Raw genomic sequence first — 16345 nt, 5'->3', positions numbered from 1 at the left:
CCGCCTTCCGGGGTCACCCCTACGGGCGGAGGGGGCGTTGGCGCCAGGTTTGGACGCGACCGTCGGCTTCCAGGATCTCTTCGGGGGCTAGGAGCTGGGAGACGCGGTTGGCCTCGTCGCCGGCGCGGTCGTCGCCGCGGGAGGAGGCGAGGCGGAACCAGTAGTAGCTCTCCTGGGCGCTGCGCTCCTCGCTGGCGAGGAAGGCTTGGGAGGGGTCGTAGAAGCGGCCGAGATTGAACATTGACGCGACGAGGCCAGCATTGGCTGCGCGCTCGAAGCCCAAGAGGGCCGCGTCGGTGTCGAGGGGGCCGCCGACGCCGGTGGCGTCGAGGAAGGCAAGGCGGTGGATGGCGCGAAGATGGCCGTTCTCCGCTGCCCGGTCGAACCAGGAGCGGGCCAGGATGTCGTTGCGCGGCACGCCCTCGCCGTTGAGGTAGAGCTCGCCGAGATCGTGCTGGGCGAGGCTGGAGCCCGCCTCGGCGGCGCGGCGGAGATCGCCGATCGCCGCGGCGGTCTCGTCGGGGCTGCGGGCGGCGGCGAGCCTCGTCTTGGCAGCCGTATAGAGCGCCTCGGCATCGGAACCTTCGCTGGTTCGCGCAGCACCGGGGGCGCCGGGCCAGCCGGAGGGGGAGGTCATCTCCTCCATCACCATGGGCTCCTCGCCGGGGGCGTCGATCAGCCGGTAGGCGGTGAGACCGATGGCGCCGACGATGACGGCGATGAGAAGCCATCCGAGGGTCGGGTTGTTCTCGACGGGCTGGGCGACGAGGCGGCCGAGACCCTCGCGCAGCCGCTCGTTGAAGGAGAGGGGGGCCTCCTCGAAGAGGCCGTCGCCCTCGAAGCGGACTTCAGCCTCGTCGTCATCCTCCCCCTGGGCGAAGGGGTTGGACGGCTCGCCGTCCCAGCCTGGCAGGGGCTCCGGCTTGCGTGCGGAGGGCTCTGGGTCGCGGTCGAAGAAGCTCGACGGCCGGGCGGTGTCTTCGGCAAGAAGGGGGGCGGCGCTGAAGCGGTGGTCCAGCTCGTCCTTGGGCGGCTCGGTCTCTGAGTCCGGCTCGGTAACAGGTGCGGTCTCGACCGTGCCGATGCTGCCCCCGCCGAGCTTGAGGGGGTCGTCGAAGACCCGGTCGAAGGCCTGATCATCGAGCTCGCTCCTGGCTTGTCTCGACTTGAAGTCGTCGAGAAAGGCGTCCTGGGGCAGGGGCGGGGCCGCAGGGGGCACGGTGGCGCGCTCTTCGGGGGCGTTGCGCTCCTCGAGCTTGCCGACCACGGCGGCGAAGGCGTTGTCGAGGTCGCCGGCGCGCTCGCCCGCCTCCTCGACCGCGCGCTTGATCTCGCCCAAGGGGGTGTCTTCGCCCTTCGCGAGGCTCGCCTCCTGATAGGACTGGCGCAGGGTCTCGACGCTCTGGGCGACGCGGGCGATGCCCTCGGCGCTGCGCTCCTCGCCGGCCTCGATCTTCTCGGAGAGGCGCCCGACGGAGCCCTCCAGGGTCCTGATCTGGTCGGAGGTGCGCTTGATCTCTCCGGCCAGGAGCTGAAGGCGCTGGCTGGTGCGCTCGATGAAGGTCTCGTCGTGGCTTTCGGAGGCCTCGCGGGCGAGGCTCAGCGCTTCCTGCACCCGGCGCTCGGCCTCGGTCAGGCGCTCGGAGGTGCTGTCGATGGCCTGGTTGAGGGCGCGGGTCTCGGCCTCCAGAACCTCGTCCTCCTGGTCGAGCCGCGCCTTGATCGCTTCGATCAGCTCCTCGTTGCGGGTGAGGCGGGTGTCGGCGTCCTCGCGGGAGGTCTCGACCTGCTCGACCAGAGTCGAGAGGGCGCGCTCCAGGGCGACGAGGCTCTTGACCCAGGAGTTCTTCTCGGCCGCCGTTTCCAGCTTTTCGAGCCGGGCATGGACCTGTTCGGACTGCTCGCCGCGAGCCTCGGCTTCGAGGCGCTTGACCCGCTCGAAGACGGTCTCGAGACCCCGGTTGAGCCCGCCCATCACCTCGCGAGACTGGCTACCGGAGACGGAGAGCTGCAGCTCGGCGCTCTTCAGGCGCTCGTTGAGGCGGTTCAGCGTGTCGACGACGGCGTGGAGCTGGTCGGTGGTGACACCGGAGACGACCTTGCCCTTGGGGCCTTCTCGCGGGCTCTCCTGTTCGCTCGGCTCACCGGCGGCGTCGAGCCCTTTCTGGCGGATCATGTCGGTGATGAACTCGCCGAGGGTCATGCCCTTCTGGCGCGCCAGCTCCTTCGCCACCGAGCGCGCATCGGGGTCGATACCTTTGACGCTCCAGGGGACGTTGGACTTCGCGCTCATCGAGCCAGACCTCATCTACAGCCGAGAAGCGGCGCGGGTGGTCCGCACCAGGACTCCTCAAAGAACCCCTGGGTTACGGTGATTGCAACTCGGGGTGAAGCTCTCTTGACGAGAAAACTTCTCTCGGACTGCACGTGATTCTCGCCGTGCCTGCCCGAGGCCCAATCTGTGGAGAAACGGTTAACGCCCGGTTACCCTCTTTAGCGTGGGGTTATTTCGGCGCTGCGCTGCGGCGGGGGCCGTTTGTGCTCATAGCGGGCCGGGAAGCGCCTTAAAATCGCGCCCTTCGGACCCGCCGCTTCAGTCGCGCACCCAGCTTGCGCCGCGCTTTCGCCTGGGGCAGGTGCTGGCCACGACAAGCGGCCGCCTACCCGGCTGAGAGAAGCCGCACCGCTCATTCTTGGGAGAGAGATATGTACGAGGTCACCCACTTCATCGGCGGCGAAAGGGTCCAGGGGACCTCAGGGCGCACGAGCGACATCTTCGATCCCAATCTCGGCCGCGTGCAGGGCCAGGTGGCGCTGGCCACCGAAGCGGAGGTGGCGAAGGCCGTGGAGAACGCCAAGGCTGCGCAGCCCGCATGGTCCGCGACCAACCCCCAGCGCCGGGCGCGGGTGATGTTCGAGTTCAAGCGCCTGGTCGAGGCGCATATGGACGAGCTCGCCGAGCTGCTCTCCTCCGAGCACGGCAAGGTGGTCTCGGACAGCCGCGGCGACGTGCAGCGCGGCCTCGACGTGGTCGAGTTCGCCTGCGGCATTCCGCACCTTCTCAAAGGTGAGTACACGGAGGGTGCGGGCCCCGGCATCGACGTCTACTCCATGCGCCAGCCCCTCGGCGTGACGGCGGGGATCACACCGTTCAACTTCCCCGCCATGATCCCCTGCTGGATGGCGGCGGTGTCCATCGCCTGCGGCAACACCTTCATCCTGAAGCCCTCGGAGAAGGACCCCTCGGTTCCCCTTCGCCTCTGCGAGCTGTTCATGGAAGCGGGGGCGCCTGCCGGTGTGCTCAACATGGTCAATGGCGACAAGGCGGCGGTGGACGCGATCCTTCAGCACCAGGACATCAAGGCGGTGAGCTTCGTCGGCTCCTCCGACATCGCCCACTACGTCTATTCGGAGGGCACGAAGAACGGCAAGCGCGTCCAGGCCATGGGCGGGGCGAAGAACCACGGCATCATCATGCCCGACGCCGATATGGACCAGGTGGTCAAGGACGTTGTCGGCGCGGCCTACGGCTCGGCCGGCGAGCGCTGCATGGCGCTGCCCGTGGCGGTGCCGGTGGGCAAGAAGACCGCCGACACCTTCGTCGAGGCGATGCTCGATGCTGCCCAGGGTCTTCGCGTTGGCACGTCCACCGACATGGACGCCCATTTCGGCCCCGTGGTCTCCTCCGCCCATAGAGAGAAGATCGAGAGCTACATCGAGATGGGGGTCAGTGAGGGAGCGGACCTGAAGCTCGACGGGCGGGGCCTGAAGCTTCAGGGGCATGAGGAAGGCTTCTTCATCGGCCCGTCGCTGTTCGACAACGTCAAGCCGGAGATGCGCTCCTACCAGGAGGAGATTTTCGGCCCCGTCCTTCAGGTCGTCCGTGCCGAGAGCTTGGAGGAGGCGGCTTCCTATCCGTCCAACCATCAGTACGGCAACGGCGTGGCGATCTTCACCCGTTCGGGCGGCGCGGCGCGGGAGTTCGCGCAGTCGGTCAATGTCGGCATGGTCGGCATCAACGTGCCGATCCCGGTGCCCGTCAGCTACCACAGCTTCGGCGGCTGGAAGCGCTCGGCCTTCGGCGATGTCAACCAGCACGGCCCCGAGGGCGTGCGCTTCTGGACCAAGGTCAAGACCGTCACCCAGCGCTGGCCCGAGGGCGATATCGGCGACCAGAGCTTCATCATCCCGACGATGCAGTAGACGCCGAGGCGTCCGCTTCGTCACAAGATCAAAGAGTAAGGAACGATACCCATGGAAATGCACGACGTCCGCGCCCATCCGTCCAAGGACGAGCTTCCGCGCGAGAAGCAGCTCGCCTGGAAGATGGCCGAGGTGGCCGCCGACCCGGTGGAGGTGGACGAGGAATCCACCTCGATGATCATCAACCGGATCATCGACAACGCCTCCGTCGCCATCGCGTCCCTCAACCGCGGCCCGATCAAGACCGCGCGGGCGCAGGCCAAGGCGCATATGCGTAACGGCGGCGCGACCCTGTTCGGCCTGCCCCAGGACACGCGTGTTCACGCCGAATGGGCCGCCTGGGCCAACGGCACGGCCGTCCGCGAGCTCGACTTCCATGACACGTTCCTGGCGGCCGACTACTCACACCCAGGCGACAACATTCCGCCGATCCTCGCCGTCGCGCAGCAGACGGGCAAGGACGGCCGCGATCTCGTGCGCGGCATCGCGACGGGCTACGAGATCCAGGTGAACCTTGTGAAGGGCATCTGCCTCCACGAGCACAAGATCGACCACATCGCCCATATAGGCCCCTCAGCCTCTGCCGGTGTCGGCACGCTCTTGGGTCTCGACAAGGAGGTCATCTTCCAGGCGATCCAGCAGGGCCTTCACACGACGGTCAGCACGCGTCAGTCGCGCAAGGGCGAAATCAGCTCCTGGAAGGCCTTCGCCCCCGCCTATGCGGGCAAGCAGGCTATAGAGGCGGTCGACCGCTGCATGCGCGGGGAGGGTGCTCCGTCCCCGATCTATGAGGGCGAGGACAGCGTCTTGAGCTTCATCCTCAACGGCCGCACGGCGCGCGACCAGGGCAAGAGCCCTTACGAGCCGACCTACCAGGTGCCCCTGCCGGGCCGCGGCGAGGCCAAGCGCGCCATCCTCGACACCTACACCAAGGAGCACTCGGCCGAGTACCAGTCCCAGGCGCTCATCGACCTCGCCTTCGACATGGGGCCGAAGATCAAGGATGCGGGCGGCTTCGACAACGTCAAGTCGATCGTTCTGCACACCTCGCACCACACCCACTACGTGATCGGCACGGGTTCGGGCGACCCGCAGAAGATGGACCCGAACGCCTCCCGCGAGACCCTCGACCACTCGATCATGTATATCTTCGCCGTGGCGCTTCAGGACGGCGAGTGGCACCATGTCCGCTCTTACGCCCCCGAGCGTGCCCAGCGCCGCGACACGGTGCAGCTCTGGCACAAGATCTCGACCACCGAGGACCCCGAGTGGACGCGCCGCTACCATTCCCAGGACCCCAAGGAGAAAGCCTTCGGCGCCAAGGTCGTGGTGACCATGGAGGACGGCACCGTGCTCGAGGACGAGAAGGCCCTCGCCAACGCCCACCCCGACGGCGCCCGCCCCTTCGAGCGCGAGCAGTACATCCACAAGTTCAAGACGCTCACGGAGGGTATTCTGGAAGCCTCCGAGAGCGAGCGTTTCCTCGACCTCGTTCAGCGCCTGCCCAACCTCTCCGCGGAAGAGGTGCTGACCCTCAACCCCGTGGCCCCGAACGGCTTCCTCGAAGAGAACGGCCTCAAGGGCATCTTCTAAGGACCCGCTATGCTCGCCTACGTCACCGTCGGCACCAACGATCTGGAGAGGGCTCGCGGCTTCTACCGCGAGCTCTTCGCCCTGATCGGCGTGAGGGAGACGTTCGAGCGCTATGACGGCCGCTATGTAGGCTTCGGCACGGAAGAAGGCGTCTGGCGCTTCGGCGTGGCCGAGCCGTATGAGGGCGGCGAGGCCCATCCCGGCAGCGGCATCATGGCAGCTATCGAGGCGAGCGACCCCGCCCAGGCCAAGGCTCTCTACGACAAAGCCATCGAGCTGGGTGCGATCTGTGACGGCCCGCCCGGACCGAGGCTGAAGGGCGCTGTCACCTGCGCCTATGTGCGCGACCTCGACGGCAACAAGCTGAATTTCTTCTGCCATGGAAGCGAGGGCTAGATGCTGTTCGGAGGGTGGCAACCCATACTTCATACACTGATCGTCGGCGTGCTGGGCTATGTCGGTATCATCCTTCTGCTGAGGGCTTCGGGCAAGAGAACGCTGTCCAAGTTCAACATGTTCGACTTCATCGTCACCGTGGCCTTCGGCTCGGTGCTGGCGAGCATGATGCTGTCGAAGTCCACCAGCCTCGCCCAGGGGCTGGCGGCGTTCGGCGTGCTGATCCTCGGTCAGTACGCGCTGACATGGATGTCGAGCCGGTTCGAGAAGTTCGACAAGCTAATCAAGGCGGAGCCTCGGCTCCTCTTCCACCATGGCCAGGTCATCGAGAAAGCCATGAAGGACGAGCGGGTGGCGCGGTCCGAACTCGACAGCGCGCTGCGCGACAGTTCGCTCGGCTCCATCGGCGAGGTGGCGGCCATGGTGCTCGAGACCGACGGCACCATTAGCGTTATCCCCAAATCCAAGGCCGGTGACGAGGCCTCCATTCCCAACGCGAAGGAGTAGATTGTGCTCTTTACCAAGAAGACCGCTGCCGAGAAACGTGAAGACTTCCGCCGCCTACTGAGTGACGGCAAGCTGCATCAGGTGCCCGGCGCCTTCTCCCCCTTCGTGGCGCAGATGATCGAGCGCAAGGGCTATGAGGCGGTCTATATCGGCGGCGCCATGCTGACCGCCGATCTGTGCCTGCCCGATATCGGCATCGCCACCCTCAGCGAGTTCGCCGATAGGGGCGAGCAGATCGCGCGGGTGACGGACCTTCCCGCCTTCATCGACATCGACACGGGCTTCGGCGAGCCGATGAGCGCCGCGCGCACCGTCCGTATGCTGGAGGAGAAGGGCCTCGCCGGCTGTCACATCGAAGACCAGGTGATGCCCAAACGCTGCGGCCATCTCGACGGCAAAGAGATCGTCGAGGAGTCGGTCATGGTGCAGCGGGTCCGCGCCGCGGTGGACGCCAAGCGTGATCCGAACTTCGTCGTCATCGCCCGTTCCGACGCCCGCGCCATCGAGGGTCTCGACAAGGCCATCGACCGCATGAAGGCCTATGTCGATGCAGGCGCGGACATGATCTTCCCCGAGGCGATGAAGTCGGAGAAGGAGTTCGAGGCCGTCCGCGAGGCGATCGACGTGCCGATCCTCGCCAACATGACCGAGTTCGGTAAAAGCCGTCTGCTGACGAAGAAGGAGCTGGAGGATCTGGGCTTCAACCTCGTCATCTACCCGGTCACGACCTTCCGTCTGGCCATGGGCGAGGTGGAGCGCGGGCTCGACCACATTCTAGAAGCAGGGGACCAGAACGCGCTTCTGGACCGGATGCAGCACCGGAAGACGCTCTACGACTACCTTCGCTACGAAGAGTACTCGCGCTTCGACCAGTCGATCTTCAACTTCGAGGTAGGTGATACGCCTACGGAGTAGAAAGCCATGACCGTCCTTGTCGTCTTCACCGCTAAGCAGACCGGCGACGACCTGGAAGGCTATGGGCGGATGGCGCAGCGCATGGACGAGCTGGCGCGGAAGATGCCCGGCTTTCTGCGCATCGACAGCGCCCGCAACAAGGACGGCTTCGGCATCACGGTCTCGGCCTGGGAAAGCGAGGCCCATGCCGCCTCCTGGAAGCGTGAGGCGGAGCATCTCGGCGCGCAGAAGCTGGGTCGGGAGCGTTGGTACGAGCACTACCGGGTCGAGGTGGCGGAGGTGACGCGGAGCTACAGTTTCAAGCGGTGAGCTTCATCTCTCCCTCCAGGAGAGATCGACATCTTCGATGTCGAGTGGGGGCGAGCAGTTTTAGACGGTCGAACGCCCTCACCCAAGACCTGCCTATGGTCAGGTTTTGACCTCTCCCAAGGGAGAGGTAGCGGCGTCAGGGCGATAGGGCGGACAACCGCCCCGCCTGCAGGGTTCCCCGCTCGCCCGCGTCCTGCTAACGGCGCTGCAACAAACGAAGGAGCGCGAGCATGTCTGATGAGGTGAAGTACGGCCTGGCCGGTGTCCTGGCGGACGACACGGCGATCTCGAAGGTGGTACCGGAGACCAACTCGCTGACCTATCGGGGCTACGCGGTTCAGGACCTGGCGGTGAACGGCAGCTTCGAGGAGACCGCCTACCTCATCTGGAACGGCGAGCTGCCGACCACCAGCCAGCTTGAAGCGTTCCGCAAGAAGGAGCGTTCCGAGCGCGGTATCTCGAAGGACCTCCACGAGACGATCCGGCGCTACAACAAGAGTGCGCACCCGATGGATATGATCCGTACCTCGCTCTCTTTCGCGGGGCAGGAGGACAAGGACGCCAATACCGGCTCCGGCATGACGTCAGCGGGCTTCGACAAGGAAGGTCTCTACGACCTCTCGGTACGGATGTTCGCGCAGATCCCGGAGATGGTCGCCGCCGAGTTCCGCCACCGTGAGGGAAAGGACGCTATCGCGCCCGATGACAGCCTCTCGTGGTCGGAGAACTTCTTCCACATGTGCTTCGGCGAGGTGCCCGCGCCCGAGGTGGTCAAGTGCTTCGACGTCTCCATGGTTCTTTATGCCGAGCATTCTTTCAACGCCTCCACTTTCACCGCCAGGGTGATCGGCTCTACCACCTCGGATCTCTACTCCGCCTGCGTTGGCGGTATCGGCGCCCTCAAGGGCCCGCTCCACGGCGGCGCCAACGAGGCGGTGATGCATATGCTGAAGGAGATCGGCGAGCCCGGCAAAGCCAAGCAGTGGATGCAGGGTGCGATCTCCGAGAAGCGCAAGATCATGGGTTTCGGCCACCGGGTCTACCGCTCGGGCGACAGCCGTGTGCCGACCATGACCGACTACTTCCAGAAGATGGTCGAAGTGACCGGCACGGACGAAGCCAAGAAGTACTGGGAGATGAGCCGCATCCTCGATGACACCATGGTCGAGGCGAAGGGCATCTATCCCAATCTCGACTTCCCAGCTGGGCCTGCCTACTACCTCATGGGCTTCCCCATCCCCATGTTCACCCCGCTCTTCGTCATGAGCCGGATCACCGGTTGGACCGCCCATGTCATCGAGCAGCTCGAGAACAACAAGCTGATCCGTCCGCTCTCCGCCTATAATGGCGAGGCGCAGCGGAAGTTCGTGCCGATTGGTGAGCGGTCGTAGGGCGGGCGGCGGAGCCGACCGCGTTCGAAGCGCTTTCACCAGTATCCCGCGGCCAGCTACCCTGTCCGCCCTACAGTTAGTTTCCTTGGTCCGCCTTCCTACGGTCGCGTAGCGATCCGTGGGATCCAACTCCCGACGGTGCGCTTTTCTCCATCGTTAGGGGATGGGTCCCGCGGACGTCGCTTTGCGCCGCCGTGGGAAAGCGCATAGTGGGGGACTACCCCGCCCGTTTCACCTCGATGCCCTGCTCCTGCACTTTGCGGTAGAGCGTGGAGCGGCCGATGCCGAGGCGGCGGGCCACTTCGGACATCTGGCCGCGATACTTGTCGATGGCGGCGACGATGAGGTCGCGCTCGATGGCATCGAGGGAGCGCAAGTGACCGTCCTCGTCGAAGAGGTCGATGCCGCCGGTATTGGCCGAAGAAGCGACAGGCCGCGGTGCCGGTTCCTGATCCTCGGACGACGGAGCGTCGATGGGGAGGCCGGCGTCCTCGAAGATGGCAGCCATGGTCGGGAAGTCACCTGCGGTAAGCTGCTTGCCCTCGGCTAGGACCACCGCTCTGTAGACGGTGTTCTCGAGCTGGCGGACGTTGCCGGGCCAGTCCTGGTCCTGCAGCACGCGCATGACCGAGGCGACCACCCCTTGCACGTCGCGGCCTTCCTCGGCGTTGTAGCGGGAGATAAAGTGCTCGATCAGGGAGGGGATGTCCTCGCGGCGCTGGCGCAGGGGAGGGACCTCCACGGGGAACACGTTGAGGCGGTAGTAGAGGTCCTCGCGGAAGCTGCCCTCGGCGACGCAGTCCTGAAGGTCGCGGTTGGTGGCCGAGATCACCCGGACATCCACCTTGACCGGGCGCTTCGAGCCGACGGGGTCGACCTCGTTCTCCTGGAGGGCGCGGAGCAGCTTGACCTGGGTGTCGAGCGGCAGCTCGCCGACCTCGTCGAGGAAGAGCGTGCCGCCGTTCGCCTCCTGGAACTTGCCCACATGCTTGGAGGTGGCGCCCGTGAAGGCGCCCTTCTCGTGGCCGAAGAGGATCGACTCGACAAGGTTCTCGGGGATGGCGCCGCAGTTGACCGTGACGAAGGGCGCGCCTGCGCGCTCCGAGCTGCCCTGGATGGCGCGGGCGATCATCTCCTTACCGACGCCGCTCTCACCGGTGATGAGGATCGGAATGGTGGAGGCGGCGGCACGCTCGGCGAGCTTGAGGCAGCGCGTGAAGGCGGGCGAGGTGCCCACCACATCGCCGAAGCCCATCGAGCCCTCTTCCTTGCGCTTACGGCGAGAGACTTCCGATTTGAGGTTCTGCACGTTGAGGGCGTTGCCGATGCCCACGGTGATGCGCTCGGGCGAGGCGGGTTTGACGAAGAAGTCGCAGGCGCCCGCACGCATGGCCTCGACTACCACATCGACCCCCGCCTTGGCCGTCAGCATGATGACGGGCAGATCCGGTGCGATGGAGGGCAGCTCGGCGAGAACGGCCATGCCGTCCACCTCGGGCATGACGAGGTCGAGGAGCATGACGTCGATGGCCTTGTCGCGGCGCAGAAGGTCGAGGGCGCTGTCGCCGCCATCGGCGAGCTTCACCCGGTAGCCGGCGCGCTCGCACACGGACTGGACCAGGCGGCGCTGGGTCGGATCGTCGTCGGCGATCAGGACTGTCTTCGGCATGAAATCCCCTCGAGCCGCGTATCCGGCTGCGGCCTTGAAAGCCGGGTTCTAGGGGAAAGGCCGTAAAGATCGGGTTCACCGAAGAGGCGCAATGCCGCCCCTTCACTGCACTTCACCTGCGCTCCGTGCTTTCAGCGAGGCCCGCAGCAGCGTTAGAGACGATGGACCACGTCTTCGCAGCGCACCGGTGAGGTTGAGTACCTATGAAACTAGCAGGGATGATCGCGGCAGACGAGAACCGCTCCCCCCTCACCCCCGATACGGCCAAGAAGCTCAAGGGTTTGGGCTATGATGTCGCCATCGAGCCGGGGCTCGGCGCCGAGGCGGGGCTGCCTGACCGCGCCTTTACCGATGCCGGTGCCGAAGTTTCCGCCGATGCCGTCAAGGGCGCCGATGTGGTGCTGGTTGCGGGGCCGCCGGACGAGGCGCAGCTCGGCAAGGTGGCCAGGGGCGCAAGGCTCGTGGGCGTGCTCGACCCCTATGACAACCCCGACCGGCTGGCGGCGCTTGCCCATGGCGGCATCGACGCCTTCGCCCTCGAGCTTCTACCCCGGATCACGCGTGCCCAGGCGATGGACGTCCTCTCCAGCCAGGCAAACCTAGCGGGCTACAAGGCGGTTGTGGATGCCGCGAGCCACTACCGGCGAGCCTTTCCGATGATGATGACGGCGGCGGGCACGGTGCCCCCGGCCAAGGCCTTCGTCATGGGCGCGGGGGTGGCGGGGCTTCAGGCCATCGCCACGGCACGCCGTTTGGGCGCCGTGGTCTCGGCGACCGATGTGCGCGCCGCGGCCGGTGAGCAGGTGCAGAGCCTCGGCGCCAGCTTCGTCTTCGCCAAGGAGGCGCTGGAAGCGGGCGAGGGGAAAGGGGGCTACGCCTCCGAGCTGACGCCCGAGCAGCAGAAGGCGCAGAGCGATCTCGTCGCCGAGCACCTCAAGAAGATGGATGTGGTGATCACCACGGCGCTGATCCCCGGACGGCCTGCCCCGAAGCTGATCACCCAGGCCATGCTGTCGGCGATGAAGCCCGGCTCGGTGGTGGTGGACCTAGCCGCCCCCAGGGGCGGCAATGTCGAGGGCGAGGCGGACGGCGTCACGGTGCTCAGACCCAGGAACATCCTCTCCGGCCTCCCCGGCGAGGCTTCGAACCTTCTCGCGCGCAACTTCCTCTCCTTCGTGACCCTGATCACCGACAAGGAGGCGGGCGCGATCCATGTCGACCCCGAAGACGAGATCGTCCGCGGCGTGCAGCTCACCCGCGACGGCGATGTCGTCCACGAACGTTTTCTCCAGAACTGACGGAGACCGATGATGCAAGAGACCCACGCAGAACAGACCACGGAAGAGCTCGAGGCCGCCGCCGAGGAGCTGCGCCGTGCCTCCGCCGAGCTGGCCGAGGCTTCGGAGGCGGCCGACCTCGCCGCCGACCGGGCCACCGAGGCGTTGAACACGCTCGATACCCTGGCGCACTCTTCCGGGGTCAGCGAGTTCGTCTACCTGGCCGCTGCCTTCGCGCTGGCCTGCTTCGTCGGCTACTATGTCGTCTGGTCGGTGACGCCTGCGCTTCACACGCCGCTCATGTCGGTGACCAACGCGGTGAGCTCGGTGGTCATCGTCGGCGCCCTGATCGCGGTGGGCGCGGATGTGGCGCAGTCGCCCGCAGGTGGGCTCAGCCGGACCCTCGGCGTCATCGCCGTGGCGCTGGCATCGGTGAACATCGTCGGCGGCTTCATGGTCACGAGCCGCATGCTTTCCATGTACAAGAAGAAGGCCGGGTGAGGCGAGCATGGTCAGCCCGTTCGCGTTCCGCGCCGTGAAGACGATCCTCTTCGACCCTGGCGCAGCCTCAAGGCTGGCCGAAACCGTCTGCCCCATGTTGGGCGAGCGGGTGATGATGGTCACCGATCCCGGCCTCATGCAGCTCGGCCTGCCAGGCCCCGCCATGCGAAGCCTTCAGGAGGCGGGGGCTGAGCTGACCATCTTCCACGAAGTCGAGGCCGACCCCTCCCTCGGCACGCTGATGAAGGCGGTGGAGAAGGCGAAGGCCGACAACGTCACGGGGGTCTTGGGTTTCGGCGGCGGCAGCTCCATGGACGTGGCCAAGCTCGTCGCGCTGCTTGCGGGTTCCGGTGAGGATCTGGACGAGGCCTGGGGGGTGGGCAACGCCAAGGGTCCGAGGCTCCCCCTCGCCATGGTGCCGACCACCGCCGGCACCGGCTCCGAGGTGACGCCGGTCGCGATCATCACCATGCCGGACGAGGAGAAGCGCGGGGTGAACTCGCCGCTTCTCATTCCCGACGCGGCGATCCTCGACCCTGAGCTGACCTTGGGACTGCCCCCCCATGTCACCGCCGCCACCGGCATCGACGCCATGGTGCACGCGGTGGAGGCCTACACCTCCAAGAACGCGCAGAACCCCCTGTCCCAGAGCATGGCGAGGGAGGCGCTGCAGCTTCTAGGCCAGAACATCGAGGCGGCGGTGGAGCGTCCCGGTGACATCACGGCCAGGGGCGCGATGCTGCTCGGCGCGATGCTGGCCGGGCAGGCCTTCGCCAACGCCCCCGTGGGCGCCGTGCACGCGCTCGCCTACCCCTTGGGCGGGCGCTTCCATGTCAGCCACGGCCTCTCCAACAGCCTCGTCCTGCCCCATGTGCTGCGCTTCAACGCCGCCGGGTCCGAGGAGGCGAGGCGGGCCTATAGCGACCTCTCCCCCTTCGCCTTTCCAGGGCTGCCCAAGGCGGACGGCAGCCAGGCCGCCGCCGCCGCCTTCGCCGAGCGCTTCGCCCAGCTCGCCAAGGATGTGGGCCTGCCGACCAAGCTGCGCGAGGTAGGCATCGGGCGAGGACATCTGGACGGGCTCGCCGGCGACGCGATGAAGCAGACGCGCCTCCTCGTGAACAACCCACGCGAGATGACCGAGGCGGATGCGCGCCTCATCTACGAGCAGGCCTACTGATGGCCGAGCGGCGAGCCCCTTCGACAAGGGATGCCTACAAGGCCTTCGTCGAGCTGACCACGCGCTGGTCGGACAACGACGTCTACGGACATATGAACAATGTGGTGCATTACGCTCTCTTCGACACGGCGGTGAACCAGTGGCTGATCGAGCGGGGGGCGCTCGACATTCATAAGGGCGAGCAGATCGGCCTCGTGGTCCATACCGAGTGCCACTACTTCGCCGAGATGGCTTTTCCCGACCGGGTGACGGCGGGCTTGCGCGCCGACCGGGTGGGCAACAGCTCCGTGACCTACGGGGTGGGGCTGTTCCGCAACGATGAGGAGCAGGCAGCGGCGGAAGGTCAGTTCACCCACGTTTATGTGGCGCGGGAGGGGCGGCGGCCTGCGCCGCTGAACGATGACCTTCGCTCTGCCGTGGAAAAGATAGCCGCATGAGTTCAACGAACCCCTCTCTCGGCATCTTAGATGCCGGTCTCTCCCCAGGGAGAGACGGAAACCTCTCCCTGGGGAGAGGTCCAAACTGCAAGGCAGTTTGGGGAGAGGGCCTGCTGCCAGTTCGGGAAGAAAGCTCTTAGATGTCCACCAACCTCACCGCCATTCTCTATGTCGTCTCCGGCATCCTGTTCATCCTTGCGCTGAGGGGGCTTTCGAGCCCAGCAACCTCCAGGCGCGGGAACCAGTTCGGGATGATCGGTATGGGGATCGCCGTCTTCGCGACCTTGTTCTCCGAGGCGTTCCTCGGCGCCGCCGGGCCGGGGGCGTGGCTTTTGGTGCTGCTGGCCATCGCGGCGGGCGGGGTGCCCGGAGCGTTCATCGCGCGGAAGGTGGCCATGACCTCCATGCCGCAGCTCGTCGCGGCATTCCACGCCCTCGTTGGTCTAGCTGCGGTCCTGATCGCCTGGTCGGCGTTCCTCGCGCCTAGGGCCTACGGCATCGGCGTGCCGGGCGAGGTTGAGGCGCAGGCGATCATCGAGATGTCAATCGGCGTCTTCATCGGCGCGGTGACCTTCACAGGGTCGATCATCGCTTTCCTGAAGCTCGACGGGCGGATGTCGGGCAAGCCCATCCTTCTGCCCGCGCGGCATGTGATCAATCTGGCGCTGGCCGGGGCGGCGCTTCTTCTGATCGTGCTTCTCTGCACAGGCGCGCAGAACCCGCTTCTCTTCCTCCTCCTCACGCTGATCGCCCTGGCGCTCGGCGTGCTGCTCATCGTGCCCATCGGCGGGGCGGACATGCCGGTGGTGGTCTCCATGCTGAACAGCTACTCAGGCTGGGCGGCGGCGGGGATCGGCTTCACCCTGTCGAACATGGCGCTGATCATCACCGGGGCACTGGTGGGGGCGTCGGGGGCCATTCTCTCCTACATCATGTGCCGCGGCATGAACCGCAGCTTCATCAACGTCATCGCGGGCGGCTTCGGCGGTGACGATGCGGCGGCGGCAGCGGGAGGCGGTGAGGACGACCGACCGGTCAAGCAGGGCTCGGCGGAGGATGCGGCCTTCATCATGAAGAACGCCGGCAAGGTCATCATCGTGCCGGGCTACGGCATGGCCGTCGCCCAGGCGCAGCACGCCCTGCGCGAGATGGCCGACCAGCTCAAAGCCGAAGGCGTCGACGTCAAATACGCCATCCACCCCGTGGCGGGCCGAATGCCAGGGCACATGAACGTGCTCCTGGCCGAGGCGAGCGTGCCCTATGACGAGGTCTTCGAGCTAGAGGACATCAACTCGGAGTTCTCGAACGCCGACGTCGCCTTCGTCATCGGCGCGAACGACGTGACGAACCCCGCGGCCAAGACTGACAAGTCCTCGGCCATCTACGGCATGCCGATCCTCGATGTGGAGAACGCGGGCACGGTGCTCTTCGTCAAAAGGGGCATGTCCTCGGGCTATGCGGGGGTGCAGAACGAGCTCTTCTTCCGCGACAACACCATGATGCTGTTCGGCGACGCGAAGAAGATGTGCGAGGAGATCGTCAAGGCGATGGATTGAGGCGGTAGGGCGGAACGCGAAGCTTTCCGCCGCCGCGGGTGAAGGGGGGTGGCTACGCAATCCGCCCGACGGGTGCTCATGGACCTGTAACCCCCCTTGCGCTAAGGGCGGCGCCAGATCCAAGACCCATGGGGACGCAGCCATGCATATCGAGAAGAACCCGAACGACCAACTGCCCGCACAGACCGTCGAGAACCGAGGTAAGACCTATCAGCGGATGATGGATATCGGCTATGTCTGGGGCCTGCCCATCACCCTGGCGATCGTAATGTTCCTCACGCTGCTGCTGATGGACACGAACTGGTTCCTGAGCCTCATCATCTCCTTCTTCACCTGGCTCGGCGTTCTGGGGTTCTCGAAGACGTTCTTCGTCCACTAGGCAGCCAAGTCCCGATAGCGAAAGAGTGTTGCCGC

At 66.0% G+C, this 16345-nt stretch carries 15 protein-coding genes; 13 read left to right on the top strand and 2 right to left on the bottom strand.

Annotated features, from left to right (window positions below):
- Positions 1–19 precede the first annotated feature (19 nt).
- Positions 20–2293, bottom strand: a complete 2274-nt coding sequence (locus NOG11_RS08365; RefSeq protein WP_256619293.1) for a hypothetical protein — start codon at positions 2291–2293, stop codon at positions 20–22.
- Positions 2294–2706: 413 nt separating this feature from the next.
- Between NOG11_RS08365 and NOG11_RS08360 the strand changes: the two genes are divergently transcribed.
- From NOG11_RS08360 to NOG11_RS08330, 7 genes are all read left to right on the top strand, one after another.
- Positions 2707–4203 (top strand): CoA-acylating methylmalonate-semialdehyde dehydrogenase, encoded by a 1497-nt coding sequence (locus NOG11_RS08360; RefSeq protein ID WP_256619291.1) that lies wholly within the window; start codon positions 2707–2709, stop codon positions 4201–4203.
- 51 nt (positions 4204–4254) lie between these two features.
- Positions 4255–5796, top strand: a complete 1542-nt coding sequence (locus NOG11_RS08355) for an MmgE/PrpD family protein (RefSeq protein ID WP_256619290.1) — start codon at positions 4255–4257, stop codon at positions 5794–5796.
- Between the two features lie 9 nt (positions 5797–5805).
- Positions 5806–6192 carry a VOC family protein gene (locus tag NOG11_RS08350; protein ID WP_256619289.1) on the top strand — a complete coding sequence of 129 codons (387 nt, stop codon included), beginning with the start codon at positions 5806–5808 and terminating at the stop codon, positions 6190–6192.
- Positions 6193–6699, top strand: a complete 507-nt coding sequence (locus NOG11_RS08345) for a DUF421 domain-containing protein (RefSeq protein ID WP_256619288.1) — start codon at positions 6193–6195, stop codon at positions 6697–6699. It begins immediately after the preceding gene.
- A gap of 3 nt (positions 6700–6702) precedes the next feature.
- On the top strand, positions 6703–7614 hold the full coding sequence (gene prpB, locus NOG11_RS08340) for a methylisocitrate lyase (RefSeq protein WP_256619287.1): 912 nt from the start codon (positions 6703–6705) through the stop codon (positions 7612–7614).
- Between the two features lie 6 nt (positions 7615–7620).
- Positions 7621–7923: an antibiotic biosynthesis monooxygenase family protein gene (locus NOG11_RS08335; RefSeq protein ID WP_256619286.1), complete on the top strand. Its 303-nt coding sequence runs from the start codon at positions 7621–7623 to the stop codon at positions 7921–7923.
- A gap of 230 nt (positions 7924–8153) precedes the next feature.
- Complete coding sequence (locus tag NOG11_RS08330) at positions 8154–9314, top strand: bifunctional 2-methylcitrate synthase/citrate synthase (protein ID WP_256619285.1); 1161 nt, start codon at positions 8154–8156, stop codon at positions 9312–9314.
- Positions 9315–9531: 217 nt separating this feature from the next.
- On the opposite strand, the gene NOG11_RS08325 is transcribed toward NOG11_RS08330, so the two are convergent.
- Positions 9532–10983 carry a sigma-54-dependent transcriptional regulator gene (locus tag NOG11_RS08325; RefSeq protein ID WP_256619284.1) on the bottom strand — a complete coding sequence of 484 codons (1452 nt, stop codon included), beginning with the start codon at positions 10981–10983 and terminating at the stop codon, positions 9532–9534.
- 203 nt (positions 10984–11186) lie between these two features.
- Here NOG11_RS08325 and NOG11_RS08320 point away from each other — a divergent pair, with 203 nt between their 5' ends.
- The 6 genes from NOG11_RS08320 (at position 11187) to NOG11_RS08295 (ending at position 16310) form a co-directional block, all read left to right on the top strand.
- Entirely contained in the window at positions 11187–12281 is a 1095-nt protein-coding gene (locus NOG11_RS08320; RefSeq protein ID WP_256619283.1) for an NAD(P) transhydrogenase subunit alpha, read from the top strand.
- 12 nt (positions 12282–12293) lie between these two features.
- The gene (locus NOG11_RS08315; RefSeq protein ID WP_256619282.1) at positions 12294–12761 is read left to right on the top strand and encodes an NAD(P) transhydrogenase subunit alpha part 2; all 468 of its coding nucleotides are present in this window, start codon (positions 12294–12296) and stop codon (positions 12759–12761) included.
- 7 nt (positions 12762–12768) lie between these two features.
- Complete coding sequence (locus tag NOG11_RS08310) at positions 12769–13938, top strand: iron-containing alcohol dehydrogenase (protein ID WP_256619281.1); 1170 nt, start codon at positions 12769–12771, stop codon at positions 13936–13938.
- Positions 13938–14375, top strand: coding sequence for an acyl-CoA thioesterase (locus NOG11_RS08305; RefSeq protein WP_256619280.1), 438 nt, complete (start codon positions 13938–13940; stop codon positions 14373–14375). Before NOG11_RS08310 ends, NOG11_RS08305 begins: the two co-directional genes overlap by 1 nt.
- 140 nt (positions 14376–14515) lie before the next feature.
- Positions 14516–15931, top strand: a complete 1416-nt coding sequence (locus NOG11_RS08300) for an NAD(P)(+) transhydrogenase (Re/Si-specific) subunit beta (RefSeq protein ID WP_256619279.1) — start codon at positions 14516–14518, stop codon at positions 15929–15931.
- 142 nt (positions 15932–16073) lie between these two features.
- The gene (locus NOG11_RS08295) at positions 16074–16310 is read left to right on the top strand and encodes a hypothetical protein (RefSeq protein WP_256619278.1); all 237 of its coding nucleotides are present in this window, start codon (positions 16074–16076) and stop codon (positions 16308–16310) included.
- The last annotated feature ends 35 nt before the right edge of the window (positions 16311–16345 follow it).

The organism is Parvularcula maris (genome assembly GCF_024505085.1).
GTDB lineage: Bacteria > Pseudomonadota > Alphaproteobacteria > Caulobacterales > Parvularculaceae > Parvularcula > Parvularcula maris.
This window is presented reverse-complemented; position numbering and strand designations above follow the sequence as displayed.